We start from the raw sequence: 25,851 nt of genomic DNA on the forward strand, positions 1-25,851 counted from the left end.
TTTCCGGCTCCGCTCGGCGTGCTGGGTCTACGGTACCGGAGGGTTGCGCTCAATCCGGGGAGCAGTAGGCTGATCGGCTGCCCTGTCGGCGGCGGAAAGGGCTGCCATGGTCACCGTGGAGGAGTTGGAGATTCCCCGCGAGCTGGATGACTCAGCCGCGGCGCGGGACTTCCTCGCCTGCGCCGAGGTGCGCAACACCGTCGACACCCTCAGCTTCGGCAGCGCCGATTTCGCGTATCCGGCCGAGGAGGAGCTCCCCGGCTGGCTCGACCAGGTGTACACGCGCCGACGGTCCTTCGCCGTGCGCGTCGACGGTCGCATCGTCGCGCACGCGTTCCATCAGACCAAGCCGGAGGGCGAGGGCATCGACACGGCGTGGCAGAACGTGCGGGTGCTGCCGGATTTCCGCGGTCGGGGCATCGGCACGGCACTGGCCGCGCATCTGGATGACCTGGCGCGCACGGAGGGCAAGCGCCGGATCCTCGGCTGGGCGGCGTCTCCCCCGGCATCGGGTCCCCGGCTGTCGTCGCCCACCGGGCACGGGGCGCTGCCCGCGGAGAACCCGGAAGTGCGTTTTCTGCGCGCTCGCGGGTTCCGCCTGGAGCAGGTCGAGCGCGGCAGCCGACTGGCGCTGCCGGTCGACGACGACCTCCTCACCGCGCAGCGCCGTGAGGCCGAGGATCACGCGGGCGTCGACTACCGCGTTCACCACTGGGTGGATCGCACCCCGGAGCGCTGGCGGGCCGACCGGGCGATGCTGATGACGCGCATGAGCACCGATGCCCCGAGCGCCGGCATGGAGGAGCCCGCCGACGTCTGGACCGTTGAGCGACTGCTCCACGCCGAGGAGCGCTGGGCGAAGGATCCGCGGCACCAGCTCATGGCCGTCGTCGAGCACGTGCCGACGGCCACGCTCGTGGGCTACTCGCTGCTGATCGTTCCGCCCTCGCTCGGCCGCCCCGTCGACCAGGACGACACCCTCGTGCTGCGCGAGCACCGCGGGCACCGACTGGGAATGCTGCTCAAGGTGGCGAACATCCAGGAGCTGCAACGGGTGTTTCCCGGCCACCCCTCGATCATCACCTTCAACGCGGAAGAGAACCGCTTCATGCTCGACGTCAATGAGGCGGTCGGGTTCGCGCCGATCGTCTTCGAAGGCGCCTGGCGAAAGGACCTGGCATGACGGACGACGCGAACTACCTCGACGTGAACCGCGCGAACTGGGATGCGCGCGCCCCGCTGCACGCCGCCTCGCCCGACTACCGTCTCGATGCCTTCCGCGCCGACCCGGCCCACCTCTCCGATGTCGTGCGCTTCGACCTTCCACGGCTCGGCGACATCTCAGGACTCCGAGCGGTCCACCTGCAGTGCCACATCGGCACCGACACGCTGTCGCTGCACCGGCTCGGCGCCGAGGTCACCGGCCTCGACTTCTCCCCCGTCTCGCTCGCCGAGGCCCGGCGCCTCGCCGCCGACACGGGCGCCGCAATCGACTTCGTCGAGTCCGACGTCTACCGCGCAGCGGAGGTGCTGGAGCCCGGCGCGTTCGACCTCGTCTACACCGGCATCGGCGCGATCGGCTGGCTGCCGAAGATCCGCCCCTGGGCGGCGGCCGTCGCGGCCCTGCTGAAGCCCGGCGGCCGGTTCTTCATGCGGGAGGGGCATCCGCTGATGTGGACGCTCGACGAGAGCGACGAGGATCGGGTGACGACGCGCTACGGCTATTTCGAGCACGGCGAGCCCCTCGTCTTCGACAGCGCCGAGACCTACGTCGAGACGACCGGCACCATCACGGCGACCCGCACGATGGAGTGGAACCACGGCCTCGCCGAGACCGTGCAGGCTCTCCTCGACGAAGGCCTGCAGCTGGAGGCGATCGCCGAGCACGACAGCGTGCCGTGGCTCGCGCTGCCAGGGCACATGACGGGGCCCGGCCCCGACGGCGAGTTCCGGATGCGCGGCGACCGCCCGCGGCTGCCCCTCAGCTGGACGGTGCAGGCGCGGAAGCTCTGATCAGACGCGCACCGCGCGAAGGCGCTGGCAGCTCGGGCAGAAGTGCGAACCGCGGTTCATGAACACCTCGCGGACGATCGGCCGACCGCAGCGCGGGCACGGCTCGCCGTGCCGCCCGTAGGCGTTCAGCGAGTGAGAGAAGTAACCGCTCGCGCCGTTCACATTGACGTACTGCGCGTCGAAGCTCGTGCCGCCCTCGGCGAGGGCTTTGGCGAGCACGACGCGCACCTCGGCGAGCAGACGCCGCGCGCGCGGCCTCGACAGCGTCTCGGTCGGCTGGTCGTAGTGGATGCGCGCCGCCCAGAGCGCCTCATCGGCATAGATGTTGCCGATGCCGCTCACGAGCGTCTGGTCGAGCAGCGCGCGCTTGATCGTGGTGCGCTTGCGGGCGAGCGCCGCGAAGAAGGCGCGCTCCGAGAAGTCCGGGTCGAGCGGGTCGCGGGCGATGTGCGCCACCTGGCTCGGGATGCGCTGCTCGGGGCGGTCGCGCGTCGGCACCACGTCGTCGAGCGCCATCGATCCGAAGATGCGCTGATCGACGAAGTCGACGCGCAGGGGGCCGTGCTCGGGGTGCTCGAGGTCGAGCACGATGCGGGTGAGCCGGTCCCGGGGCGCCTCGGGTGAGCGCAGCAGCACCTGGCCGCTCATGCCGAGGTGCACCACCACGGCCTCGTCGGCACGCGGCGCGGCGAGCGGGATCCAGAGGAACTTGCCCCGGCGTTCGGGGGCGTTCAGGCGCGCGCCGGTGACGCGGTCGACGAAGTCCTCACGGGGGCCGGCGTGCCGGCGCAGGGAGCGCTCGTCGAGCACCGTGACGGCGCGGACGAGCGAACCGGTGACCGCCGGGGCGAGCCCCTGGCGAACCACCTCGACCTCGGGCAGTTCCGGCATGTCGGCTCAGCGCTTGCGCGGCTGCAGGCGCGTCCAGGCCTCGAGCGCGGCGGCCATCTCCGCCTGCTTCTTGCTGGAGCCGTCGCCTGTCGCGATGCTCTCGCCGGCGACGACGACGGTGGCGTGGAAGCGCTTCGAGTGGTCGGGCCCGCTGTCGGCGACGACGTAGCTCGGCAGTCCCTTGCCGAGGCGGGTCGACAGCTCCTGCAGGCTCGTCTTGGGGTCCATGGCGGCACCGAAGCGATCCGGGTCGTCCAGCAGCGGAGCGATCAGGCGCAACACGAGCGTGTTGGCCGCCTCCTGACCCGCCGACAGGTAGGCCGCGCCGATGATCGCCTCGACGGCGTCGGCGAGAATCGACCCCTTCTCGCGGCCGCCGGTGAGCTCTTCGCCGCGGCCGAGGCGCACGTGCGCGCCGAGTCCGATGTTCTGCGCCACCTCGGCCAGCGCCACCGCGCTGACGAGCGAGGCGCGACGCTTGGCAAGCTCCCCCTCATCGAGGTGCGGGAAGTCGCGGTACAGCATCACCGTGACCGACTGCCCGAGGATCGAGTCGCCAAGGAACTCGAGGCGCTCATTGTGCGCGATTCCGCCGTTCTCGTAGGCGAACGAGCGGTGCGTGAGTGCGAGCTCGATGAGCTCGGGCGCGATCTCAAGGCCGAGCTGATCGATGAGCTGGGCGCGCAGCACTGCTGCGGATTCGCTCACCTCGACCGACGCGACAGGGCCCGAAGGCGCGTCCGCGTCGGCAGATCTACTCATGCCCACGATTCATTCGCGTCGCCCAGCGGGCGAGCGGGAAATCAGACGTCGGCGACCTTGCGGCCCTTGTACTCGAGGAACAGCGGGGTGCCCGCGGAGTCCTCGACGACCTTGGCGCGGTGCGGCAGGCTGTAGACGGTCTTGCCGTTCTCGACGGACTTGACGAGCGTGGGGACCTCGGCCTTCCACTGCGAACGACGGCTGCGCGTGTTGGAACGCGATTGCTTGCGCTTGGGAACCGGCATGGGTTTCTTCTTTCTTCGCGGCGCGCGGTCGCACCGCACACGTCTGGGTGGCCCTTGCGAGCCTCACTCTTCGGTCTGGAAGCCTTCGAGGGCGGCCCACCTGGGGTCGACTTCCTCGCGCGCTGGTCCTTCGGACGAGGAGGTCCGCTTTTCGCCCGTTTCCGGGTCGAGTCCTGGACAGTCCTCACGACAGACCGGCTGGAAGGGCAGTGCCAAGACCACCGCATCCCGCACGACCGGTTCAAGATTCACGTGATCTTCTTGAACCTGGAAGTCGAAAGCTTCGTCCTCAGAGTACGCGAAAAGCTCCTGAAATTCGACTTCGAGGTCGAGGCTGACCGGGTCGAGGCAGCGAACGCACTCCCCGGAGACGGTGGTGCGGATGTCGGCGCTCACGAGAATGCCGTCGTGCAGGCCCTCGAGCCGCAGGTCGAGCTCAACCGAGTCGCCCTCGCGCACGTAGGCGGCACCCGCGCCGAGCTGTTCGGGCGCGACAAGATCCAGGTCCAGCTCACGCATCGCGCCGGGGCGGTGCATGAGCTCATGGACGGGGATCAGGAACGGGGATGCAGGGGTGGCCACGGTCGCCGATTCTACGCGCCCGACGGCGCTCCCGCCCGCGCGCGGCGGGCGGGAGCGCCGGTCACGCGGAGACGGCGGCGAAGGCCTCGTCGTAGATCGCGAGGGCGCGGGCGACCTCGTCATCCGTCACGACGCACGGCGGCACGACGTGCACGCGGTTGTCGGCGACGAAGGGCAGCAGTCCGCGGGCGAGCAGTTCGGCCTTGAGCGCCCCGATCACGGACGCCGGAACGGGTTCGCGCGTCGCGGGATCGGTCACCAGGTCCAGCGCCCAGAAGACGCCCAGGCCCCGCACTTCGCCGATCATCGAGTGCTTCTCGGCCAGCGCCCGCAGGCCCGGTCCGAGCAGGTCGCGACCGATGCGGGCGGCGTTCTCGAGCACGCCCTCCTCCTCCATGGCGTCGATCGTGGCGACGATGGAGGCCATCGCGAGCGGGTGACCCGAGTAGGTGAGTCCACCCGGGAAGACCTTGTCGTCGAAGCTGTGCGCGATGGCGGGCGAGATGATCACGCCGCCGGCGGGCACGTAGCCGGAGTTGACGCCCTTGGCGAAGGTGATCAGGTCGGGAACGATGCGGTCCGGATTCACGCTCTGGTTCTGCCAGGCGAACCAGTCGCCGGTGCGGCCGAAGCCGGACATCACCTCGTCGAAGATCAGCACGATGCCGTGCTCGTCGGCCAGCTGCCGCACCCCGGAGAGGTAGCCGGGCGGCGGCACCAGCACGCCGGCGGTTCCGGGAATGCCCTCGAGAATGATGGCGGCGATCGAGCCCGGCCCCTCCGACTGGATGACGCGCTTCAGGTGGTGCAGTGCGCGCTCGGACTCCTGCTCCACGGAGTCGGACCAGAACTCGCTCCGGTAGGCGAACGGGCCGAAGAAGTGCACGTGGCCGCGGGCGAACTCGTTCGGAATCCGGCGCCAGTCGCCGGTGGCGACGACCGCGGCACCCGTGTTGCCGTGGTAGCTGCGGTAATGGCTCAGCACCTTGTCGCGGCCGGTGAACTGCCGGGCCATGCGGATCGCGTTCTCGTTGGCGTCGGCACCGCCGTTGGTGAAGAACACCTTCTCGAAGCCGGGACCGGCCTTCTCGACGATGCGCTTCGCGGCCTCGCCGCGGGCGAGGTTGGCATGCGGCGGCGCGATCGTCGGCAGGATCGCGGCCTGCTCCTGGATCGCCGCGACGACCTTCGGGTGCGTGTGCCCGATGTTGACGTTGACCAGCTGGCTGGAGAAGTCGAGGTAGCGGGTGCCGTCGAAGTCCCAGACCTCGCTGCCGGAGGCGCCCGCGATGACCATCGGATTCAGGGCCCCCTGCGCCGACCAGGAGTGGAAGACGTGCGCCCGGTCGAGATCGTGAGCGCGGATGCCGTCGGCGGGGTCGAGGTGCGTGGTCATGGTGCGTCCTTGCGGGTGAAGGGGGGTCGATGTCGACCGGGAGTGGAGCGGGTCGAGGAGCCGCGTCGCGGTGCCTCGAGGCCAGAATATGGTCTCGATACGCCCTGCGGGCTACTCGACCAGCTGAATCGTGCGAGCCGGTCGAGTAGCCGCGGAGCGGCGTATCGAGACCTCGTGGGGGGTCTCGATACGCCCTGCGGGCTACTCGACCGGCTGGGTGGTGCTGCCGGGCTACTCGACCGGCCAGGTGGTGCTTACTGGCCGCCCTCGGTGAGGACGACGTCGATCGGCGTGTACTCGCCACCGACGACGATGCCCTCTTCCGCGAGCGCGTCCAGCGCCTGCTGGATGTAGATGTTGGAGTACGCGGAGGCCGCGGGCTCCGTGGTGATGAGGTTCAGGCCGTCCTGGTTGACCGCCGCGAGCGCGCCCGCGACCGTCTTGTCCCAGGCCGCCGAGTCGACGAGACCGAAGTCGCCGCCGGCCCAGATGAGCTTGTTGACCTCGTTCATCTGCCACAGCTGGTGGGTCGGACCCACCGGGAAGGCCGCCTCGGCGTTGATCGCGGCGTCGTAGGTGATCGCCGCGGCCTCCTCCGGGTTGTCGCGGGCGAAGATCCAGCCCTTGGTGACGGCCTTCAGGAAGCGCACGGCGGCGTCGGCGTAGGCCGGGTCCTCGAGGCGCTCGGTGTCGGCCCAGATCGCGTCCTGGAGCATCGCTCCGGCCGTGTCCTCGTACGAGACGACGTCGAAGTCCTCCGGCTGGTACAGCTCACCGGTGTCGGGGTTCACGACCTCGAGGATCTGCGCCCACTCGTTGTAGGTCATCGCCTGCGCGGCGTCGACATCCCGGTCCAGCAGCGCGTTCATGCTGAAGTCCTGGGTCGTGATCGAGACCGAGGTCGAATCGAGGCCCTCGTCGGCCATGGCCGCGAAGATCTCCCACTCGTTGCCGAAGCCCCACGAGCCGATGCGCTTGTCCTCGAAGTCGGCGACCGAGCTGATGCCGCTGTCGGCCCACGAGACCTGCAGCGTGCCGGACTTCTGGAAGACCTGCGCGATGTTCGTCAGCTCGACACCGGTGGCCTCGAGGGTGCCGAGCACCTTCGGAACCCACGCGATGGCGAAGTCAACGTCACCGGCGACGAGCGCATCCTGCGGAACGATGTCACCGCCGGACGGGACGACCTCGACGCTGTCGAAGCCCTCCTCCTCGAAGTAGCCCTGGTCGAGGGCGACGTAGTAGCCCGCGAACTGCGCCTGCGGAAGCCACTGCAGCTGCAGCTTGACCGAGGTGATGGGCTCGAACTCCCCCGAGTCGGTCGTGTCGGTCTCGGCGGTGGTACACGCGGCGAGGGTGAGCGCCGTGACGGCCGCAGCGGCGACGGCCGCGAGGCCGCGGCGAGTGCTGTGTCTCATGGTGTTCCTTTCAGGTGGGTGGTGCCGGGTGGTGCAGGGGGTTCCCGCCGGTCAGACCGGCGGGCGCCTCGTCGCCAGCTTCTCCAGAAGCGAGGTGACGAGGAAGAAGACGAGGCCGATCAGGATGCCTCCCGCGACGAACGCCCAGGCCAGGGCGGCGCGCCCCGACTTGGCATAGGTCGCGATCGCGGTGCCGATGCCGTCGGCGGGACCGCCGAAGTACTCGGCGACGAGGGCGGCGATGACCGCGAGCGAGCTCGCGATGCGCAGCCCCGTCATGAGGTACGGCAGCGCCGTCGGCAGCGTGAGCACGCGGAACGTCTGGCCGGGGCTGGCGGCGGAGGCTCGCAGCAGGTCGCGATGCACCGGCGTGGTCTGGCGCAGGCCGCGCAGCACGTTGACGAAGACCGGCACGAAGGCGGCGAGCGCCGCGACCGCCTGCCGTCCGAACTGGCTCGAGGCGCCGAACATCGTGTTGAGGATGGGAGTGAGGGCCACGATCGGCACGACGGCGATCGCCGCCACGATCGGGGCCAGCATCCCATCGATCGGCTTCACGGCGGCCGCGAGTGCTGCGAACACGATCGCCACGACCGCCCCGATGACGAGGCCGATGAGGGCGTTCGTCGCCGTGATGAGCATGGCGTCGCTGATGATCCCCCAGCGCTCGACGATTTCGGAGCCGATCGCCGCGGGGCTCGGCAGCATGCGCGGCGCGGCGCCGAGCACGTCGACGTAGACGATCCACAGGGCCACCCCGACGACGCCCACGGCGATGGGCGCGGCGACCCGCAGCCAGGAGGGCAGCACGCGCGCCGTCATCGTTCGTTCGCTCTCTCGACGGGGGCGCCGTGCAGCGCCTCGCGCACCGCGGTGACGCGTTCGAAGTAGGCGGGCGACTCGCGCAGCGCCTCGTCGCGCACCACATCGCCGAAGCCGGTCGCGAGCACCTCGGTGATGCGGCCGGGGCGCGGGCTCATGACCACGACGCGGTCGGAGAGGAACACCGCCTCGGGGATCGAGTGCGTGACGAAGACGACGGCGGCGCCGGTCTCGGCGGCGATGCGGGTGAGCTCCGACTGCAGGTATTCGCGCGTCATCTCGTCGAGCGCGCCGAAGGGCTCGTCCATCAGCAGCAGGCGCGGGCGCGCGGCGAGGGCGCGCGCGATGGCGACGCGCTGCTGCATCCCGCCGGACAGCTGGTCGGGATACCGGTCGATGAACTCGGTGAGGCCGACCAGCTCCGCGAGTTCGGCGACCCGTGCCTCGCGCTCGGCCTTGTCGACCTTGTGCAGCTCCAGCGGCAGCGCGATGTTCGCCCCGACGGTGCGCCAGGGCAGCAGGCCCGCCTGCTGAAAGACGATCCCGTAGTCCTGATCGATCCGGGCGCGCGCGGCGGGCTTGCCGAAGATCTCGAGTTCGCCGCTGGAGGCCTGGTCGAGGTCGGCGATCAGCCGCAGCAGGGTCGACTTGCCGCATCCCGAGGGGCCGATGAGGGAGACGAACTCTCCCGCCGCGACCTCGAGCTCGACCCCGCCGAGGGCGGTCACGTCGCCGGAGGCGGTCGGGAACACGCGCCCGACGCCGGCGGCGCGAACGGCGGGCGCGGAGGCCTGGGGAGTCTCGTGAGTGGTCATGCGGCAGCTTCTCCCCTGCGGTAGTTCTTGAGTCCGAGTCCGACCAGAGCGACCGAGCCGGCGGCGATGAGGCCGAGCGCGATCGAGCCGAAGGTCGGGCCCCACGGTGCGGCCGGGTCGCTGGAGGCTTGACCGGCGAGCTGGATGAGCATGCGTCCGATGCCGCCGCGCATGCCGATCGAGACCTCCGCGACGACGGCGCCGAGCACGGCATTGGCCGCCGCGAGGCGCAGGGCCGGCAGCAGGTGCGGCACGGCGGCCGGCAGGCGCAGACGCAGCAGCGTCGGCCAGTAGCCGGCCGCGTAGCTGCGCATCAGGTCGACGTGGATGCGGTCCGGCGCCTCCAGCCCGCGCAGCATCCCCACCGCGACGGGGAAGAAGGCCAGATAGGAGGCGATCACGGCGACCGAGAGCCACTGCGGCCAGGGCATCACGTCGCGGTCGATCTGGAGGCCGATGCTGTTCATGACGGGGGCGAAGGCGATGAGCGGCACCGTCTGGCTGACGACGATCCATGGCAGCAGGCCCCACTCGACGACCCGCCAGCGCTGCATGAGCGCCCCGAGAAGGGCGCCCACGGCGACCCCGATCAGCCAGCCGACGGCCGCGATCCCCAAGGTGGTGAGCGCGGCCGTGATGACCGGGACGATGAGCGGAGGGGTGTCTCCCCCGCTGGTCGACTCGAACAGCCGGGTGAACATGTCGGAGATGTGCGGCATCGCGCGATCGTGGGTGCGCGGCAGGATCATGACGCCCGAGCCGGTCTCGCCCTCGACGGCGCCGAGGGTGACGCCCTCGGCGGGGCCGAGGAACTTGTAGCCCTCCCAGAGCAGGCCGACCGCGAGGACGCCCAGCGCTCCCCAGAGCGCGGCCACCCCCCGACGCGCGGAGCCCCGGGAGCGACTCATGCCTTGGCCGTGAGGTGATCCTGGAGTGCCGGGATCACGGTCTCGCCATAGACACGCAGTGTCTCTTCCTTGTTGTCGTGCTGCAGGTAGCCGGCGAACTGGTGCACCCCGATCGCCTTCAGCTCTTCGAGCTTGGCGATGTGCTCCTCGGCGGTGCCGAGTACGCAGAACCGGTCGACGATCTCGTCGGGCACGAAGTCGACGTGGTCGTTGTCGGCCTTGCCGTGGGAGTTGTAGTCGTAGCCCTCGCGGCCCTTGATGTAGTCGGTCAGGGCCTGCGGCACGGCACCCGAATCGCCGTACTTGGCGACGATGTCGGCGATGTGGTTGCCGACCATGCCGCCGAACCAGCGCGACTGCTCACGGGCGTGGACCAGCCCCTCGTCGGTGCCGTCGGTGATGTAGAACGGCGCTGCGACGCAGAACGTGATGTCGTCGGGGTTGCGGCCCGCCTTCTCGGCGGCGTCGCGCACGACCGCGATCATCCACTTGGCGATGTCGACATCGGCCAGCTGCAGGATGAAGCCGTCGCCGACCTCGCCGGTCAGCTTGAGCGCGAGCGGACCGTAGGCCGCCACCCACACCTCGAGCTCGCTGCCGACGCTCCACGGGAAGCGCAGCTGCGAGCCGTTGTACTCGACCTCGCGGCTGTTGCCGAGCTCGCGGATGACGTGGATCGACTCGCGCAGCTCCTTGAGCGTCGTCGGCTTGCCGTTGGTGACACGCACCGCCGAGTCGCCGCGCCCGATGCCGACCACCGTTCGGTTGCCGTACATCTCGTTCAGGGTGGCGAAGACCGAGGCGGTGACCGTCCAGTCGCGCGTCGCCGGGTTGGTGACGAACGGCCCGACCGTGACACGCCGGGTCTCGGCGAGGATCTGGCTGTAGATCACATAGGGCTCCTGCCACAGCAGGTGCGAGTCGAAGGTCCAGACGTGGCTGAACCCGTACTGCTCGGCGAGCTTGGCGAGGTGAACCGTCCGGCTGGCCGGCGGGTTGGTCTGAAGTACTGCTCCGAAGTCCATCGTCTACACCAGGTACTGCGTCAGGCCGCGCTTGACGAACTTGCCGTCGCCCTTGGTGCCGAGGTAGGTGTCGTCGTCGACGATCACCTTGCCGCGGCTGAGCACCGTGTCGACACGACCGTCGATCTCGAAGCCCTCCCACGCGGAGTGGTCCATGTTCATGTGGTGCTTCTTCTCGTAGCCGATGCTGGTGTGCCCGTTCGGGTCGTAGATCACGATGTCGGCGTCGGCCCCGGGCTGGATGACACCCTTCTTGCCGTACAGGCCGAACATGCGCGCAGGTGTCGTGCTCGTGAGCTCGACCCAGCGCTCCAGCGTGATCTCGCCGGTGACGACGCCCTGGTACATGAGGTCCATGCGGTGCTCGACCGAGCCGATGCCGTTCGGGATCTTGCGGAAGTCGCCGAGGCCCAGCTCCTTCTGATCCTTCATGCAGAACGGGCAGTGGTCGGTGGAGACCATCTGCAGGTCGTTGGTGCGCAGCGCCTGCCACATCGAGTCCTGGTGGCCTTCGGCGCGCGAGCGCAGCGGTGTGGAGCACACCCACTTGGCGCCCTCGAAGGCGCCGGCCTCGTCGCTGGAGGCACCGAGCTGCTCCTCGAGGGAGAGGTAGAGGTACTGCGGGCAGGTCTCGCCGAAGACGTTCTGCCCCTTGTCACGCGCCCAGGCGAGCTGCTCGACCGCCTGCTTGGCGCTCACGTGCACCACGTAGAGCGGCGCGCCGGTGAGGTTGGCGAGCATGATCGCGCGGTGGGTGGCCTCTTCTTCCATCTGCCAGGCGCGCGCGATGCCGTGGTAGTAGGGGTCGGTCTTGCCCTGCGCCACGAGCTGCTCGGCGAGCACATCGATCGCGGGGCCGTTCTCGGCGTGCATCATCGTCAGCAGCCCGGTGTCACGGGCGACCTGCATGGCCTTCAGCACCTGCGAGTCGTCGGAGTAGAAGACGCCCGGGTAGGCCATGAACAGCTTGAAGCTGGAGATGCCCTCGTCGACGAGCTTCGGCATCGCGGCGAGCGAGTCCTCGTCGACGCCGCCGATGATCTGGTGGAAGGCGTAGTCGATGGCGCAGTTGCCGGCGGCCTTCGTGTGCCAGGCCTCGAGTCCGTCGAAGACGCGCTGACCGTAGGTCTGCACGGCGAAGTCGATGATCGTGGTGGTGCCGCCGTGCGCGGCGGCGCGCGTTCCGGTCTCGAAGGTGTCGGAGGCGGCGGTGCCGCCGAAGGGCAGCTCCATGTGGGTGTGCGCATCCACTCCGCCGGGGATGACGTACTTGCCCTTCGCGTCGATGACCGTGTCGACGCTGCTCTCCAGGTCGACGCCGAGCGCGGTCGACCCGGGCTGCAGCACCGCGACGATGGTCTCGCCGTCGATCAGGACGTTGGCCTGCGCGCGCCCCGTGGCGGAGACGACCGTGCCGTTGATGATGAGGGTCTTCATGATGTCCTCCCGAGGATCCGGACTACGGCTGGGGGATCGACGTGTAGGACTCCGGACGACGGTCCCGGTAGAACTGCCAATCGTCGCGCATCTGCTTGACCATGTCGAGGTCGAGGTCGCGAATCAGGATCTCCTCGTGCTCGCCCGAGCCGCGCTCGCCGACGAAGTTGCCGCGCGGGTCGATGACCTGGCTGGTGCCGTAGAAGTCGACCGCGAGGTCGCCGTATTCGTTGTCTTCGCGACCGACGCGGTTGGGCTGGAGCACGAAGTAGCCGTTGGCCACGGCCGCCGCCGGGCCTTCGACCTCCCAGAGGCGGTTGGAGAGCCCCGGCTTGGTGGCGTTCGGGTTGAACACCATGTGCGCGCCGTTCAGACCCAGCTCGCGCCAGCCCTCCGGGAAGTGCCGGTCGTAGCAGATGTAGACGCCGATCTTGCCGACGGCGGTGTCGAAGACGGGGTAGCCGCCGTTGCCGGGACGGAAGTAGAACTTCTCCCAGAAGCGGTCGAGGTGCGGGATGTGGTGCTTGCGGTACTTGCCGAGGATGGTGCCGTCGGCATCCACCACGACCGCGGTGTTGTAGTACACGCCGGTCATGTCCTCCTCGTAGATCGGGAGGATCATGACGACGCCGAGCTCCTTGGCGAGCGCCGCGAAGCGCTGCACGATCGGGCCGTCGGCCGGCTCGGCGAACGCGTAGTACTTCTTGTCTTCGGTGATTCCGAAGTACGGCCCGTAGAACAGCTCCTGGAAGCAGACGACCTGTGCGCCCTGCGCCGCGGCCTCGCGGGCGAAGCCCTCATGCTTGGCCAGCATGGACTCTTTGTCACCGGTCCAGGTGGTTTGGGTGATCGCGGCGCGAATGATCGACATGCTGGCTCCCTCGGTCGTGCTTTTGTTATTGTTCGCCGAAAACATTTCTCTGACGTTTCTGCACGTGACAGCGGCGTAAAACTCAGCATCGGGTGTTCGGCCTCATTCGCAATCTACGACGGGACGCATCAACTTGGTAGCCCTCGAGCTCGACGAGCGCACTCCACGCGGCATCGCGGCCGCCCTCGCCCGGCTGATCACGAGCGGGGATCTCGCCCCCGGCGATCGGCTTCCGACGGTGCGCGACCTCGCCGCCGAATTGGGCGTCAGCCCCGCCACGGTGAGCCACGCCTGGCAGACCCTCGCCGCCGCCGGACTGATCACCAGTCGCGGGCGCAGCGGCAGCTTTGTGCGCTCCGCGCCGCGCGAGTGGCTGCCGACCCGCTACCGCGGGCTCGAGGGCGGCGACGCGGCCCGACTCGATCTCTCGCGCGGCACCCCCGACCCGGCGCTGCTGCCCGAGATCGGCCCCGCCCTCGCCCGGGTCTCGGACCGCGCCTCCCCGGTGAGCTACCAGTCGAAGCCCGACATCCCCGAGCTCCACGACCTGCTGCGGGCGACCTGGCCCGCCCCCGTCGAGTCCCTCACCGTGACCAACGGCGCCCTCGACGCGATCGACCGGGCGCTCGGCGCACTCGTGCGACTCGGCGATCGGATCGTGCTGGAGGACCCCACCTTCCCCCCGTTCCTCGACCTCGTCGAGCTGTACGGCCTCGAGGCGATTCCGGTTCCCGTCGACGCCGAGGGGATGCGACCGGAGGAGTTCGCGCGCGCCCTGTCACGGGGGCCCGCACTCGTGCTGCTGCAGCCGCGGGCGCACAATCCGACCGGCGCCTCGATGAGCGCCGAGCGCGCCGAGCGGCTGGCCGCGCTGGTGCGCCGCAGCCGCATGGCGGAGCGCACCGTCATCATCGAAGACGACCACTCGGCGATGATCTCCAGCGCCTCCGACGTCTCGCTGGCCACCTGGCTGCCGGAGCGCGTGCTGCACGTGCGGAGCTTCTCCAAATCTCACGGGCCCGACCTGCGGATCGGCGCCCTCGGCGGCCCGCGCACCCTCATCGACCGCGTGGTGGCGCGACGACTCCTCGGGCCCGGCTGGACCTCGCGCATGGTGCAGGCTCTGCTCTTCGAGCTGCTCACCGACCCCGAGTCGATCGCCCAGCTCGATGTCGCCCGCGAGAGCTACGCGGCGCGCCAGGCGGCGCTCTCCGCCGGGCTCGCGCGGCACGGCGTCGACGCGCCCGCCGCCGACGGCATCAACATCTGGCTCGAGGTCGACAACGAGCGCCAGGCGATGGTGCACCTGGCGGCGGCGGGCATCCAGGTGGCGCCCGGCTCGCCGTTCCAGGCGGGCGAGCCGCTGCCGCGGCTGCGGGTGACGGCGGGCGTCGTGCCGGTCGAGACCGCCCACGATGTGGCCGCCGTGCTCGCGACCGCGGCGCGCAGCTGAGAGCTGCGCCCCCGCTACGATGGGCAGACGGACCCCCGGGGCGCTCTTGCCCCGGTGCGTCGCCCGGTGCTTTCGGGCGGCACGGCCCGCGCAGCCTCTTTGTGCGCCCTGCCGACCACCTCGACCCCCGGGAATCCCATGCCTCTCACCCCCACCTCTTCGCCGACGACCGGCGCCGCCCTCGAGTCGCGGGCTCGCCGTGCCGCCCGACCTCTGATGGCGTCCGCCGTGATCGCCCTCGGCGCGCTGACGCTCGCCGGCTGCGCACCCGAACCCGCGTCCGGCGTCGACCCCGACGCGGGAAGCACCGCCGCGGCACTCGAACTGTCGAACTGCGGGGTCGCCGTCACGATCGACGCGCCCCCGGAGCGCGTCGTCACGATCAAGTCGACGTCGACCGAGATGCTGCTCGCGCTCGGACTCGGCGATCGCATCATCGGCACCGCCTTCCCCGACGGACCCGTTCCGGAGGAGTGGGCGACGGCCGCCGCCGACCTGCCTCTGCTGAGCGACCGGGTGCCGAGCGAGGAGGCCGTGCTCGAACTGGAGCCGGACTTCATCTACGCCGGGTGGGAGTCGAACTTCTCCGCCGACGGCGTCGGTGAGCGCGCCGAGCTCGCCGCGCTCGGCATCGACACCTATGTCTCCCCCGCCGCGTGCCGCAGCGCCGACGTGCCGGATGAGCTCGACTTCGAGGAGGTCTTCCGCGAGATCGCCGAGGTGGCCGCCATCTTCGACGTCGACGCGACCGAGCTGATCGAGTCGCAGCGCGCCGAGCTCGACGCGATCGTGCCCGACTCGCGCGGGCTGACCGCGCTCTGGTATTCCTCCGGCTCCGACACCCCGTACGTGGGCGCCGGGACGGGCGCGCCGCAGATGGTGCTCGACGCGATCGGGCTGCGGAATATCGCCGGCGACATCGAGGGCGGCTGGACCTCGCTCAGCTGGGAAGCCGTCATCGAGGCCGACCCGAGCGTCATCGTGCTCGTCGAGTCCGATTGGGGCAGCGCCGAGAAGAAGATCGCCCAGCTCGAGGGGAACCCCGCGACCGCACAGCTGACGGCGGTGCTCGGCCAGCGGTACCTGATCGTGCCGTTCGCGGCGAGCGAGGCGGGCGTGCGCAGCGTCTCCGCCGCGAGTGACCTGTCCGCGCAACTGGCCAGCCTGACGGCACCGTGAGTCCGGGCGTCGAGCGGCTCTCCGCGGGACGGACCCTTCGAGGCTCGTCCCGCGGGGGCGCTCGCCGCCCCTCCGCGCGCGCGACCGGACGCCTCCGCCTGCTGCTCGTCTCGACGATCCTCGGCGCAGGGCTGGTCGCCTCGATCGCGATCGCCGTGACGATCGGCCCGGCCGAGCTCTCCCTGCAGGAGGTCGCGGCGGCGGTCGGCGCCCACCTGACCGGCGGCGACTCGGGTCTCAGCGTCACGCGCGACGCGATCGTGTGGGAGCTGCGGTTTCCGCGCGTGCTAACGGCGGCGGCCGTCGGCGCGGGCCTTGCGCTCTGCGGCGCCGTCATGCAGGCCCTCACCCGCAACCAGCTCGCCGACCCGTACCTGCTGGGGCTGTCGTCGGGCGCATCGCTCGGCGCCGTCAGCGTGCTGCTGCTCGGGGTGGCGATCGTGCTGCCGCTGGCAGCCTTCGCCGGCGCCCTGCTCGCGCTGGCGGCGACCCTGGCGCTGGCGAACTCGCTGGGACGCATCACCCCCACCCGCACCGTGCTCGCCGGTCTCGCGGTCTCGGCGCTCGCCGGTGCCCTCACCAGTTTCGTCATCTTCTGGTCGGTGACCGGCGACTCCTATCGCGAGATCCTGAACTGGCTGCTCGGATCGCTCGCCGGGGCGCGCTGGTCTTCGGTCGCGATCGCGGGCACGGCCCTGATCGTGATCGGGATTCCGCTGATGCTCACCGGTCGTCTCCTCGATGCCTTCGTCTTCGGCGACGCCACGGCGGCCTCGCTCGGCATCCCGGTGCAGCGCCTGCGCTGGACACTCCTGGCGGCCTCCGCCCTCCTCACCGGCGCGCTCGTCGCGGTGTCGGGCTCGATCGGCTTCGTCGGCCTGGTGCTGCCGCACGCGGTTCGGCTGCTCACCGGGCCCGGGCACCGCGCGCTCCTGCCGCTGTCGGCGCTCACCGGCGGCATCTTCCTGGTGTGGGCCGACACGCTCGCGCGCACCGCGTTCGACCCGCGCGAGCTTCCCGTCGGCATCGTCACCGCGCTCATCGGCGCGCCCGTGTTCGCGATCCTGCTCGCACGCCGGAAGGCCGAGGCATGAGCTCAGCGCAGGGGGCGAGCCCCGGACTCGAGGCCCGCGGCATCACGGTGGTGCGCGACCACACGACGCTGCTGGCGAACGTCTCCTTCCGCGCCCCCGCGGGCGCCCTGACGGCGCTGCTGGGGCCCAACGGCGCGGGCAAGTCGACGCTGCTGCGGGCCGTCGCCGGCGTCGAGCGCCCCGATGCGGGCGAGGTCCGCTTCGGGGGAGACGATCTCGCGGAGCTCGGCCGCCGAGCGCGAGCGCGCCGGGTCGCCCTCGTCGAGCAGGACTCCTCCACCGACCTCGCCGTGACGGTGCGCGAGACGGCTCGACTGGGGCGCACCCCGCACGAGTCGTGGCTCGGCGGCGACGACCCGGATGCGTTCGAGATCGTCGACCAGGCGCTCGAGCTGGCCGGGGCGATGGCGTTCGCCGATCGCACGGTGCCGAGTCTCTCCGGCGGCGAGCGTCAGCGCGCGTTCCTCGCCCGCGCACTCGCCCAGGACCCGCGGCTGCTGCTGCTCGACGAGCCGACGAACCACCTGGACGTCGCGGCGGCGCTGGAGGTGCTGACCCTTCTGGAGAGCCTCAGCGGGAACGGCATGACGGTCGTCGCCGCGCTCCACGACCTGAGCCTCGCCGCCGCGTTCGCCGATCATGTCGTGATCGTGCAGCACGGTCGCGTCGTCGCCGAAGGGCCGACTCGCGCCACCCTGGCCCCCGAGCTGGTGCGCGAGGTGTACGGGGTGCGCGCCGTCTGGCTGGACAACCCGCTCACCGGGCGCCCGCTGCTCGCCGTCGCGCCGCCCGACCCGGTCGCCGACCGCGTCTCCGGCTAGGCCTGCGGCTCGGCGTCGACGTTCGCAGCGCCGCCGATCAGCGACGGCGGCAGCAGCAGCGCCCTCGCACGCGGCCATCCGTCGGCGGAGGCGAGGATGGCGCGTCGCACCTCCAGCACCGCGCGGTCATCGAGGGGCGCCGTCGGGTCCGGTGCGAAGGCCACCCGCTCGACGTCGTCGCGCACCCGGTCGAGCGCCTCCCGCTCGGCCGCCAGGACGATGCCGAGCCTCGCCGCGAACGCCCGGGGCGTCTCCGAGTCGGGGGCCGACCAGCCGATGTCGCGCGCCGTGTCGCGCAGCTCGTCCCACGCGGCCTGGGCGGCGCCGTCACCGCGACGGATCCGTCGCACCCGCCAGCGTCGCCGCAGCATGCGCCAGGTCATCGGCGTGACCGCCGCCGCCACCAGCACGACGAGCACGATGCCGGTGACGGCCGGAAGCGCGGAGAGCCCGTCGTCGACCTGCGCGGCGGCCGGATCGTCGACGTCGAACTCGTCGTCGCGCGGGTTGAGCGTCGGCCGCGTCACATCCTGCGAATCACGCGGATTGGTGGGCCCGGTCCCCGGTGTCGTGACGCCGTCGCTCGGCAGCGTCTCCGGGTAGCTGGGCACCGATCCCCGACTCGGGGTCGGTTCGAAGCGCGTCCATCCGACTCCCTCGAAGTAGAGCTCCGGCCAGGCGTGCAGATCGTGCGTCGTCACGACGTAGGCGAGCCGCTCGCGTCCGTCCTCCAGCGTGATGAGCGTCTCGCTGCCCGGCTGGAAGCCCACCACGAGCCGCGAGGGAATCCCCAGCGTGCGCGCCATGATCGCCATCGTCGAGGCGAAGTGCACGCAGTAGCCCGAGCGCTCGTCGAGGAACGCCGACACCACGTCGAGGCTCGCGCCGTCGCCGCTGCGCTCCAGCGGCGTCTCGGTCGAGTACTCGAAGTCGGGGCCGCGCAGATAGCTCTGCAGCGCCACGGCGGCGTCGTAGTCGGTGTCGGCGCCGCCGGCGACGGCGAGCGCCGTCTCAATGATGTTCGCCGGGATCTCCTCCGGCAGCGCGAGCTGACGCTCCAGCCCGGGACCGGGCTCGGCCGCGGCGCGCAGCTGCGAACTCGTCGCCAGCACATCGAGGTAGCCCAGTTGATAGGTCTGCCGGTAGGCGTTGCCCGAGGAGGTGCGGATCGACAGCCCGTCGCTCTCGACCAGCCAGGTGCCGTCGAGTCCGTCGATCTCGGTGACCGGGTACGGGACGGGCACCCAGCGACTGCTGATCTCCCCGACCGTGAAGGTGCCGGTGCGGTCCGCGGTGCGCACCTCCTCGCTCTGGCCGACCGGACCGGGAAGGGCGCCGTCGATCTCCTCGAGCGCGTCGGTCACGTCGGTGGCGCGCCAGGCGTCTCCGGCGAAGACCGGCAGGGTGGTCAGTCGCAGATACGATCCCGCGCCGGTGTCGGTCCAGTAGACGACCGCCTCGACCGGATCGGCCCGGCGAAGGTCGCGACCGAGTGAGATGAGCGGATTGATGCCGGTCGCGTAGCCGACCACCGAACCGCGCGTCCCCGGCTCGGCGAGCGCGACCGGCGGCACAACGATCGCCGCCACGACGGCGACCGCTCCGATCGTCGCCGTGGCGACGACCGTGCTGCGCGGTGCGGGAAGTCGCAGCAGCGCAAGCGAGCCGATCGCGGCCAGGACGAACACCACCGGATCCGCGAGACCGGGAGCGACGATCACCGGAATCGCCAGGATGCCGACGACGGGCAGCACCGTGAACGCGGGCCGGCGAAGCCCCAGAGCGACGCTCTCGGTGGCGATCGCGACGGCGATGCCGAGCAGAGCGAGCACGAACACGATCCCCGCGTCGGCCTCGGCGGGCACCCGCTGGGCGGCGATCGAGGCGAAGCCCTCGCCGGGAAGCGCCCCGAGCTGGCGCCAAGTCTCGTCGGTCGGGATCACCCCGAGCACGGCGGTGGCGGGGGCGAAACCGGCGACGAGCGCAAGGCCCGCCGCGATCAGCGCGAGCAGCGGCGCCACGCCCGTCGGCACCCCGATCGCCCGCGCCAGGGTCGCCACGATGATCGGCACGAGCATGAGAGAGGCCACGGCGAAGAACCAGCCGAGCCCCTGCAGCAGCGGATGCAGACCGCCGACCGCGACAAGCAGGGTCGCGCTCACCAGCGCCACGCGAGAGACGACGACGCGCGAACCCCGCGGGGCTCGTCGCACGGTCGGCCGCGCGGGCCTCCGCTCAGTCGTCGACATCGGCGAACTCCACAGAGCCGCTCACGCGAGCCCAGACCTCCGCCGGGTCGTCGGTGACGCGCGCGACCACCGTCGCCCAGCCCGCCTCGCGGAGCCTCAGCAGCACGGTCTCGGCCGGTTCCACCAGCACGGCGACCCCGGCATCCCGCGGCGACCGCCGCCGAACGAGCCAGTCGACCGTGCCGTGGTCGGGGTTGCCGAGGACCGCGATCACCGGGCCGAGCGCCTCCGCGTCGGCGGACGGCCGGTGGCCCTGCCCGGAGCGCGTCTCGACGCCCGCGAGGCTGACGAGGAAGTCGTCGATCCGGCCGCGCCCCTCCCAGCGGGATCCGATCGGCGCGAGCTGCGCCGCAGTGGTCTCTTCGATCGCGACGGTGAAGCCCTCCTCGTCGAGGTGGATGGCGACGGAGGCGAGCATCCGGACCGCCCACTCGAACGACTCGCTCGAGGCCTCGTCGTGCGCCGGGTCGCCATCAGGAAGCGCGTCGGGGTAGCCGTCGCGCTGCGTGTCGAGCACCAGCCGCACGTCGGGGTGGCTGCGCTGCTCCTCGTGTCGCACCATGAGTTCGCCGTGCCGCGCCGAGGCCCGCCAGTGCACTCGGCGAATCGCATCACCCGAGCGGTATTCGCGAGTCGTCAGATCGTCATGGCTGCCCTGGGCGCGGTGCTGGGCGAGCTGGGCGCCGCCCTCCCCCTCCGCGAAGGCGGGACCCCCGGCGGGCAGGTCAGCCACATCGGGCACCACCACGAGCGGATGGGTGCCCGTTGTCGCCACCACCGCGCGCACCATGCCGAACGGGTCGCCGTACTCGACGATGAGCGGCCCGAGCTCGAAGCGACCTCGCCGTGGCGGACGCGCGCGGTAGCGCATCCGCCGCATGCGCCGCTCGGGCGACCCGGTCGGAATCGACGGAACGAGAACCGCGACGAGGTCGTCGTCCCACGGCACCGCGTCTTCGCAGTCCAGGGTCGGCGCGGGTGCCGCGGCGGTGTTGTGCAGCAGCACCGTCACCTCCACCGGGTCGCCCGCGACGGCGATCGCGGGATCGAACTCGCGCTCAATGCGCAGCCGTGGCCGACGCATCCGCAGATACACCAGCGCCCCCAGCAGCAGCGCGCTGCCCGCGGCGGCGATGGTCAGGAACTCTGCGCGCCCGGTCGCATAACCGGCGACGGTCGCCGCGGAGACCAGGGCGAGGGTCACGACGGCGCGCGTCGTGAGGCGAATGGAGAGACGCCGTCGCAGGCCTCGCGAGCGACCGGGTCGTCGGGCGGTCATCGTCGCCCGACCGTCAGCTTCCGCCGCCCAGCGGAACGGGGGTGGTGGCGACGAGGCGCTGCACGATCTCGATCGCCGTCTGGGCAGCGCGGTCGGCGCCGGTGCTGCGGCTGAGCACGAGCCGGTGCGCGAGCACCGGGGCGGCCAGCGCATCGATGTCGTCGGGGAGGACGAAGTCGCGGCCGTTCAGCGCCGCGCGGGCCTTGGCCGCCCGGGCCAGCTGCAGGGTGGCGCGAGGGCTCGCGCCCAGGCGGACGTCGCGCTCGCTGCGCGTGGCCGAGACCAGGGCGACCGCGTAGTGGCGGATCGCGGGGCTCACGAACACCCTCCGCGCGGTCTCGACCATGTGCCGAAGATGTGCGAGCGAGATCACCGGCTGCAGGTCGGCGAGCGGGCTGTGCGTTGCGCGATGCCGCAGCATCGCGGCCTCGCTCGCGGCATCCGGATACCCCATGGTCACGCGAGCCATGAAGCGGTCGCGCTGCGCCTCGGGGAGCGCGTAGGTGCCCTCCATCTCGATCGGGTTCTGGGTGGCGATCACGATGAACGGGTCCGGCAGCTCGCGGCTGGTGCCGTCGATGCTCACCTGGCGCTCCTCCATGCTCTCCAGCAGGGCGGACTGCGTCTTCGGGCTCGCGCGGTTGATCTCGTCGCCGATGACGAGGTTGGCGAAGATCGGACCGGGCTTGAACTCGAACTCGTGGCGCGACTGGTCGTAGATCGAGACGCCGGTGATGTCGGAGGGCAGCAGGTCAGGCGTGAACTGGATGCGCGAGATGGTGCCGTCGACGCTCTTCGCGAGTGCGCGGGCGAGCATCGTCTTGCCGACCCCGGGCACGTCCTCGACCAGCAAGTGCCCTTCGGCGAGCAGGACGGTCACCGCGAGCTCGATGACCTCGCGCTTGCCGTCGACGACCGTCTCGATCGCGTCCATCACCGCGCGACCGTCGAGGGCGAACTCGGCGACGCCGACCAGCGCGTCGTCGTCGCTCTCGCCGCTTTCGGTCTCGTGAACGATGACGGGACGCGGGTTCGAATAGCGGTCGTCAGCGGCAGTGCTGCGCGCGCGACCCGACTCCTGAGGCTCGGTTCTCACCCTCGCGAGTCTGCCACCGAGGTGGGAGGCCAACAACGAATCTGGGTGGATACTCGGCAAATTCTGTGACCATTCCTCGCACACCGCCGCTACCGCCGCGGCATCGGCAGGGGTGGTTCCCGCCGTTCCGGTGGCGGAATCGCGACAAGCTCTCGCTCGCCCGGCCGCCCGCCCGCGCGAGGTCGTTCATCGATCCGCCACCCCTGGTTGTGCACGAGGAGGTGATGGAACCTACACAGCAGCACGCCCCGATCAACATCGGTTCGTCCGCCGCCCGCCCAGCCGTCGAGGTGATGGGCCTCACACCACGACGGCGGTCGGTCGCAGCCGGGGCAGCGGCATCCGCCGTCTCGCGCGGCGAGCGCGACGCGCTGCCGTTCGGTGAAGAGGCGCTGGGTGCGGCCCACGTCGAGAACGCGGTCGCCGTCGAAGGCGATGGGGACAGCACCGGACGCGCAGGCAACCCGCTGTGCGGTGGCGATCGAGACCCGCGCCCGGTTGCCCTCCAGCGTGGCGGCGCCGACGCCGGAGACGAGCGCCTGGCGGTCGACGTGGATGCTCACCCCGGGCCTCCGCTGGGCGAACACCCGTCCGCGGTCGGCGGCTCCCGCGATGCGCACCATGTCGACGAACGCGTCGAGCATCAACTGGCCGGTGGTGCGCGGATCGCGCACCACGGTCTCGGCGCGCGCGACCGCCTCGGGATCGACGAATCGCGGACCGCCGCGGCGCGGCGCCGTCACCAGGTCGAAGGCCTCGGTCACGAGCGCGGCCGACTCCGGGTCGAGCAGCCCCGACAGCTTGGTCATGCCGTCGTGCTGCGGACTCAGACGCAGAAACCGCTGCCGCCGAAGCGCCTCTTCGCGGTTCGACACCCCGTCCGCGTCGAGCGTGTCGCGCATCGCGCGAGCCTCCGTGGCGAGCTGCCGCACCGAGAGCTCCGGGGCGACGGTCACCAGCAGCGCTTCGGCCTCCGCCAGCCGCTCGGCGTCGACCGAGTCGCCCGGCTCGCCGAGCCCGGAGCGGATCGCGTCCGCCGCCCGCACCGACAGCTCCCCCGCGTCGACGGCCACGATGAGAGGCGGCGCGCTCTCGGCCTCCTGCGAGGCCGCCATCAGCTCGCCGACGCGCACCAAGGCTCGCGCCTCCCCCGCCGTCACCCCCGCGAGACGCTCGAGCAGCTGCTCCGGCGAGCGCGCCCCTTCCCGCTGGGCGAGGCCCTGGTAGCCGAACTCGCGGGCCGAGCGGCGGGCGACCTCGGCGGCGACCCGCGCGGCCCCGGCATCGATCTCGCGCCGCAGCGCCGCGAACTCGCGTTGACGATCCAGCAGCTCCGGATCGGTGAGCCGGTCGAGCGCCTCGGTGGGCGGCACGCGCAGAACGCGCGGGGCCGCAAGAACCGAGGACGGGGAGCCTGACATGACCCCATTTTCTCACTGTTCGAACATATGTTCGAGAGTTTCGAACAAGTTCTCACATTTGATGCTGTGGAGGAGACGATGCGCATCCCGCACCCTCGCGAGGCGCTGCCCTACTCCTCGACCGGATGCCCCTCGGCGTCGCGGACTCCCGCCGCGTAGCCCTCGTTCCAGGCCTCGTCCGAGCCGACGCGGAACAGGTCCTCCTCGGCCGGCCGCACCAGCGACCGCGCGCCCGGCTCGTCGAGCGCGCCCACGAGGTGCCCCAGGCCGCGCACCACCGCGACCGGCACCGCCGACGCCTTGCCCTTGACCAGGTCGGCCGCCGCCGCGATCTCATCGGCCACCGCCACGATCGTCGCCTCCAGGGCGACCCCGTTGGCGTCGGTGCGACCGCGCCAGTCCTCGACGACGCGGAGGCCTGCGGCGCCGATCGCCGCATCCGTCTGGCCGATGCGCCAGGCACGTCCGAGCGTGTCGGTGATCACGATGCCGAGCTCGACTCCGAAGCGCTCCCGCAGCGCGGCGCAGAGCGCGCGGGCGGAGGCGTCGGGGTCCTCCGGCAGCAGCAGCACCACCCCGTCGGGGGCGTTCGAGCCGTCGACGCCGGCCGCCGCCATGACGAGCCCGAGCGGGTTCTCGACGATGCGCGTCACGCCCTTCGCGTGCGGGCGCGAGGCGACGAGCCGCACCGTCTGCGCGGTGATCGCGTCCTCGCGATCGGCCGCCGCGATCGCGCGCCCCTCGGCCTTCGAGACGACCTTCGAGGTGACCGCCAGGATGTCGCCGTCCCGCATGCCGCCTGCGGCATCCAGCGCGTCGCCGATGATCGCCGCGAGATCGTCGCCCACCGTGATCTCGGGGATGCCGGGCAGCCCCCATACCTCCAGCCGCATGTCGCTCATCGGCTCAGCCCCGGCAGGACCTCACGGCCGAAGACCTCGAGGAACTCGCGCTGGTTGCGCCCGACGTTGTGCAGGTAGATGCGGTCGAAGCCGAGATCGAGGTAGCGCTGCAGGTGCGCGCGGTGCACGTCCGGATCGGAGCTCACGAGCATCCGTCCCTCGAAGTCCTCCGGGCGCACCAGCCGGGCGATCTGGATGAACTCGTACGGCGAGCGCACGTCGCTCTTGCCGAACGGCATCGCCCCGTTGGGCCACTCGGTCAGCGCGTTGGTCATCGCCTGCTCGTCGGTCTCGGCCCACGAGACGTGCAGCTGCAGGATGCGCGGCATCGTCGCCGGATCGCGGCCCGCCTCGCGCGCGCCCTGGGCGAAGCGCTCGAACAGCAGGGCGATCTTCTCGGCCGGCGAGCCGACCGTGATCAGCCCGTCGACGGTGCGGCCGGCCCGGCGCGCGGTCAGCGGCCCCGCGGTGGCCACGTAGATCGGCGGCGCCTGCTCGGGCATCGTCCAGAGCCTCGTCGACTCGAGGGTGAAGAACTCCCCCGCGTGCTTCACGTCGCGCCCGGCTGCGGAGGCGGAGAACAGCTTCTTGATGACGTCGACCGCCTCGAACATCCGGTTGATGCGCTCGGGGGCCTCGGGCCAGTACTGGCCGACGACGTGCTCATTGAGCGCCTCGCCGCTGCCCACGCCGAGCCAGTGCCGGCCCGGGTACATCGCGGCGAGCGTCGCGGAGGCCTGGGCCACCATCGCCGGGTGGTAGCGGAAGGTCGGCGCGGTGACCCCGGTGCCGATGTCGCCCGCGGTGCGCTCCGCGGCGGCGGTGAGCACGTTCCAGACGAAGCCGGCCTGCCCCTGCTGCGGGGTCCAGGGCTGGAAGTGGTCGGATGCCGAGGTGCCGGTGAATCCGTGCTGCTCGGCGAGCGCGGCGAGCGCGACCGCCTCGGCGGGCGCGAACTGCTCGAGCTGCGCGGCGTAGCCGATGTGGGGGCGCGTGTTCGCGGCGCGGGACGACGCGCCGGTCTCGGGGGGCATTGCTCCATTCTGGCGCGTTGCGGGGCGCGGTGCGCGGTGCGGGCGGGTTTCGACAGGCTCAACCGGCAAGACCGGCGGGTTTCGACAGGCTCAACCGGCAAGACCGGCGGGTTTCGACAGGCTCAACCCGCGCTCCCG

Annotated in this window: 24 protein-coding genes; 6 read left to right on the top strand and 18 right to left on the bottom strand. The window is 71.2% G+C overall.

Annotated features, from left to right (window positions below):
* Positions 1–106 precede the first annotated feature (106 nt).
* Together ACR3ZA_RS04205 and ACR3ZA_RS04210 are read left to right on the top strand one after the other, a co-directional pair.
* Complete coding sequence (locus tag ACR3ZA_RS04205) at positions 107–1,183, top strand: GNAT family N-acetyltransferase (protein ID WP_473660472.1); 1,077 nt, start codon at positions 107–109, stop codon at positions 1,181–1,183.
* On the top strand, positions 1,180–2,013 hold the full coding sequence (locus ACR3ZA_RS04210; RefSeq protein ID WP_473660473.1) for a methyltransferase: 834 nt from the start codon (positions 1,180–1,182) through the stop codon (positions 2,011–2,013). The genes ACR3ZA_RS04205 and ACR3ZA_RS04210 overlap by 4 nt, the downstream gene beginning before the upstream one ends.
* On the opposite strand, the gene mutM is transcribed toward ACR3ZA_RS04210, so the two are convergent.
* From mutM to ACR3ZA_RS04270, 12 genes are all read right to left on the bottom strand, one after another.
* The gene (gene mutM / locus ACR3ZA_RS04215; protein ID WP_473660474.1) at positions 2,014–2,904 is read right to left on the bottom strand and encodes a bifunctional DNA-formamidopyrimidine glycosylase/DNA-(apurinic or apyrimidinic site) lyase; all 891 of its coding nucleotides are present in this window, start codon (positions 2,902–2,904) and stop codon (positions 2,014–2,016) included. It lies immediately after the preceding gene.
* Between the two features lie 6 nt (positions 2,905–2,910).
* On the bottom strand, positions 2,911–3,612 hold the full coding sequence (rnc, locus tag ACR3ZA_RS04220) for a ribonuclease III (RefSeq protein ID WP_473660475.1): 702 nt from the start codon (positions 3,610–3,612) through the stop codon (positions 2,911–2,913).
* Between the two features lie 95 nt (positions 3,613–3,707).
* Entirely contained in the window at positions 3,708–3,911 is a 204-nt protein-coding gene (gene rpmF / locus ACR3ZA_RS04225) for a 50S ribosomal protein L32 (protein WP_473660477.1), read from the bottom strand.
* Between the two features lie 63 nt (positions 3,912–3,974).
* On the bottom strand, positions 3,975–4,493 hold the full coding sequence (locus tag ACR3ZA_RS04230; RefSeq protein WP_473660479.1) for a YceD family protein: 519 nt from the start codon (positions 4,491–4,493) through the stop codon (positions 3,975–3,977).
* Between the two features lie 61 nt (positions 4,494–4,554).
* Complete coding sequence (locus ACR3ZA_RS04235; RefSeq protein WP_473660481.1) at positions 4,555–5,889, bottom strand: aminotransferase class III-fold pyridoxal phosphate-dependent enzyme; 1,335 nt, start codon at positions 5,887–5,889, stop codon at positions 4,555–4,557.
* A gap of 254 nt (positions 5,890–6,143) precedes the next feature.
* Entirely contained in the window at positions 6,144–7,307 is a 1,164-nt protein-coding gene (locus ACR3ZA_RS04240) for an ABC transporter substrate-binding protein (protein ID WP_473660483.1), read from the bottom strand.
* Between the two features lie 51 nt (positions 7,308–7,358).
* Entirely contained in the window at positions 7,359–8,129 is a 771-nt protein-coding gene (locus tag ACR3ZA_RS04245; protein WP_473660485.1) for an ABC transporter permease subunit, read from the bottom strand.
* Positions 8,126–8,944, bottom strand: coding sequence for an ATP-binding cassette domain-containing protein (locus tag ACR3ZA_RS04250; RefSeq protein ID WP_473660487.1), 819 nt, complete (start codon positions 8,942–8,944; stop codon positions 8,126–8,128). The genes ACR3ZA_RS04245 and ACR3ZA_RS04250 overlap by 4 nt, the downstream gene beginning before the upstream one ends.
* Positions 8,941–9,852: an ABC transporter permease subunit gene (locus ACR3ZA_RS04255; protein WP_473660489.1), complete on the bottom strand. Its 912-nt coding sequence runs from the start codon at positions 9,850–9,852 to the stop codon at positions 8,941–8,943. Before ACR3ZA_RS04255 ends, ACR3ZA_RS04250 begins: the two co-directional genes overlap by 4 nt.
* Entirely contained in the window at positions 9,849–10,877 is a 1,029-nt protein-coding gene (locus ACR3ZA_RS04260; protein WP_473660491.1) for a TIGR03842 family LLM class F420-dependent oxidoreductase, read from the bottom strand. Before ACR3ZA_RS04260 ends, ACR3ZA_RS04255 begins: the two co-directional genes overlap by 4 nt.
* A gap of 3 nt (positions 10,878–10,880) precedes the next feature.
* Positions 10,881–12,317 (bottom strand): dihydropyrimidinase, encoded by a 1,437-nt coding sequence (gene hydA / locus ACR3ZA_RS04265; protein WP_473662276.1) that lies wholly within the window; start codon positions 12,315–12,317, stop codon positions 10,881–10,883.
* 19 nt (positions 12,318–12,336) lie between these two features.
* Complete coding sequence (locus tag ACR3ZA_RS04270) at positions 12,337–13,185, bottom strand: nitrilase-related carbon-nitrogen hydrolase (RefSeq protein ID WP_473660493.1); 849 nt, start codon at positions 13,183–13,185, stop codon at positions 12,337–12,339.
* A gap of 133 nt (positions 13,186–13,318) precedes the next feature.
* On the opposite strand from ACR3ZA_RS04270, the gene ACR3ZA_RS04275 reads away from it, so the two are divergent.
* The 4 genes from ACR3ZA_RS04275 to ACR3ZA_RS04290 all read left to right on the top strand — a co-directional run bounded on the left by ACR3ZA_RS04275 (position 13,319) and on the right by ACR3ZA_RS04290 (position 17,732).
* Entirely contained in the window at positions 13,319–14,638 is a 1,320-nt protein-coding gene (locus tag ACR3ZA_RS04275) for an aminotransferase class I/II-fold pyridoxal phosphate-dependent enzyme (RefSeq protein WP_473660495.1), read from the top strand.
* Positions 14,639–14,776: 138 nt separating this feature from the next.
* A complete protein-coding gene (locus ACR3ZA_RS04280; RefSeq protein ID WP_473660497.1) occupies positions 14,777–15,817 on the top strand; it encodes a putative F420-0 ABC transporter substrate-binding protein in 1,041 nt (346 codons plus the stop codon).
* A 98-nt stretch (positions 15,818–15,915) separates the two neighbouring features.
* Positions 15,916–16,911: a putative F420-0 ABC transporter permease subunit gene (locus ACR3ZA_RS04285; protein ID WP_473662277.1), complete on the top strand. Its 996-nt coding sequence runs from the start codon at positions 15,916–15,918 to the stop codon at positions 16,909–16,911.
* Positions 16,908–17,732, top strand: a complete 825-nt coding sequence (locus ACR3ZA_RS04290; RefSeq protein ID WP_473660499.1) for an ATP-binding cassette domain-containing protein — start codon at positions 16,908–16,910, stop codon at positions 17,730–17,732. Before ACR3ZA_RS04285 ends, ACR3ZA_RS04290 begins: the two co-directional genes overlap by 4 nt.
* On the opposite strand, the gene ACR3ZA_RS04295 is transcribed toward ACR3ZA_RS04290, so the two are convergent.
* The 6 genes from ACR3ZA_RS04295 to ACR3ZA_RS04320 all read right to left on the bottom strand — a co-directional run bounded on the left by ACR3ZA_RS04295 (position 17,729) and on the right by ACR3ZA_RS04320 (position 25,713).
* Entirely contained in the window at positions 17,729–19,894 is a 2,166-nt protein-coding gene (locus tag ACR3ZA_RS04295; RefSeq protein ID WP_473660501.1) for a transglutaminaseTgpA domain-containing protein, read from the bottom strand. The genes ACR3ZA_RS04290 and ACR3ZA_RS04295 overlap by 4 nt on opposite strands.
* 73 nt (positions 19,895–19,967) lie before the next feature.
* Complete coding sequence (locus ACR3ZA_RS04300; protein WP_473660503.1) at positions 19,968–21,260, bottom strand: DUF58 domain-containing protein; 1,293 nt, start codon at positions 21,258–21,260, stop codon at positions 19,968–19,970.
* Between the two features lie 13 nt (positions 21,261–21,273).
* The gene (locus ACR3ZA_RS04305) at positions 21,274–22,194 is read right to left on the bottom strand and encodes an AAA family ATPase (protein WP_473662278.1); all 921 of its coding nucleotides are present in this window, start codon (positions 22,192–22,194) and stop codon (positions 21,274–21,276) included.
* 251 nt (positions 22,195–22,445) lie between these two features.
* The gene (locus tag ACR3ZA_RS04310; RefSeq protein WP_473660505.1) at positions 22,446–23,777 is read right to left on the bottom strand and encodes a DUF222 domain-containing protein; all 1,332 of its coding nucleotides are present in this window, start codon (positions 23,775–23,777) and stop codon (positions 22,446–22,448) included.
* A 110-nt stretch (positions 23,778–23,887) separates the two neighbouring features.
* Entirely contained in the window at positions 23,888–24,679 is a 792-nt protein-coding gene (locus tag ACR3ZA_RS04315; protein WP_473660507.1) for a coenzyme F420-0:L-glutamate ligase, read from the bottom strand.
* Positions 24,676–25,713, bottom strand: a complete 1,038-nt coding sequence (locus ACR3ZA_RS04320; RefSeq protein WP_473660508.1) for a TIGR03557 family F420-dependent LLM class oxidoreductase — start codon at positions 25,711–25,713, stop codon at positions 24,676–24,678. Before ACR3ZA_RS04320 ends, ACR3ZA_RS04315 begins: the two co-directional genes overlap by 4 nt.
* Positions 25,714–25,851 lie beyond the last annotated feature (138 nt).

This window comes from Herbiconiux sp. J20-20, from assembly GCF_057365085.1.

Bases quoted from the DNA above. Each gene is read 5' to 3' on its own strand.
- ACR3ZA_RS04240 (WP_473660483.1), bottom strand. From the start codon at position 7,307: ATGAGACACAGCACTCGCCGCGGCCTCGCGGCCGTCGCCGCTGCGGCC.
- ACR3ZA_RS04300 (WP_473660503.1), bottom strand. From the start codon at position 21,260: ATGACCGCCCGACGACCCGGTCGCTCGCGAGGCCTGCGACGGCGTCTC.
- ACR3ZA_RS04210 (WP_473660473.1), top strand. From the start codon at position 1,180: ATGACGGACGACGCGAACTACCTCGACGTGAACCGCGCGAACTGGGAT.
- ACR3ZA_RS04260 (WP_473660491.1), bottom strand. From the start codon at position 10,877: ATGGACTTCGGAGCAGTACTTCAGACCAACCCGCCGGCCAGCCGGACG.
- rpmF (WP_473660477.1), bottom strand. From the start codon at position 3,911: ATGCCGGTTCCCAAGCGCAAGCAATCGCGTTCCAACACGCGCAGCCGT.
- mutM (WP_473660474.1), bottom strand. From the start codon at position 2,904: ATGCCGGAACTGCCCGAGGTCGAGGTGGTTCGCCAGGGGCTCGCCCCG.
- ACR3ZA_RS04270 (WP_473660493.1), bottom strand. From the start codon at position 13,185: ATGTCGATCATTCGCGCCGCGATCACCCAAACCACCTGGACCGGTGAC.
- ACR3ZA_RS04320 (WP_473660508.1), bottom strand. From the start codon at position 25,713: ATGCCCCCCGAGACCGGCGCGTCGTCCCGCGCCGCGAACACGCGCCCC.
- ACR3ZA_RS04305 (WP_473662278.1), bottom strand. From the start codon at position 22,194: ATGGACGCGATCGAGACGGTCGTCGACGGCAAGCGCGAGGTCATCGAG.
- ACR3ZA_RS04315 (WP_473660507.1), bottom strand. From the start codon at position 24,679: ATGAGCGACATGCGGCTGGAGGTATGGGGGCTGCCCGGCATCCCCGAG.
- ACR3ZA_RS04280 (WP_473660497.1), top strand. From the start codon at position 14,777: ATGCCTCTCACCCCCACCTCTTCGCCGACGACCGGCGCCGCCCTCGAG.
- ACR3ZA_RS04310 (WP_473660505.1), bottom strand. From the start codon at position 23,777: ATGTCAGGCTCCCCGTCCTCGGTTCTTGCGGCCCCGCGCGTTCTGCGC.
- ACR3ZA_RS04235 (WP_473660481.1), bottom strand. From the start codon at position 5,889: ATGACCACGCACCTCGACCCCGCCGACGGCATCCGCGCTCACGATCTC.
- ACR3ZA_RS04255 (WP_473660489.1), bottom strand. From the start codon at position 9,852: ATGAGTCGCTCCCGGGGCTCCGCGCGTCGGGGGGTGGCCGCGCTCTGG.
- ACR3ZA_RS04290 (WP_473660499.1), top strand. From the start codon at position 16,908: ATGAGCTCAGCGCAGGGGGCGAGCCCCGGACTCGAGGCCCGCGGCATC.
- ACR3ZA_RS04205 (WP_473660472.1), top strand. From the start codon at position 107: ATGGTCACCGTGGAGGAGTTGGAGATTCCCCGCGAGCTGGATGACTCA.
- ACR3ZA_RS04250 (WP_473660487.1), bottom strand. From the start codon at position 8,944: ATGACCACTCACGAGACTCCCCAGGCCTCCGCGCCCGCCGTTCGCGCC.
- ACR3ZA_RS04245 (WP_473660485.1), bottom strand. From the start codon at position 8,129: ATGACGGCGCGCGTGCTGCCCTCCTGGCTGCGGGTCGCCGCGCCCATC.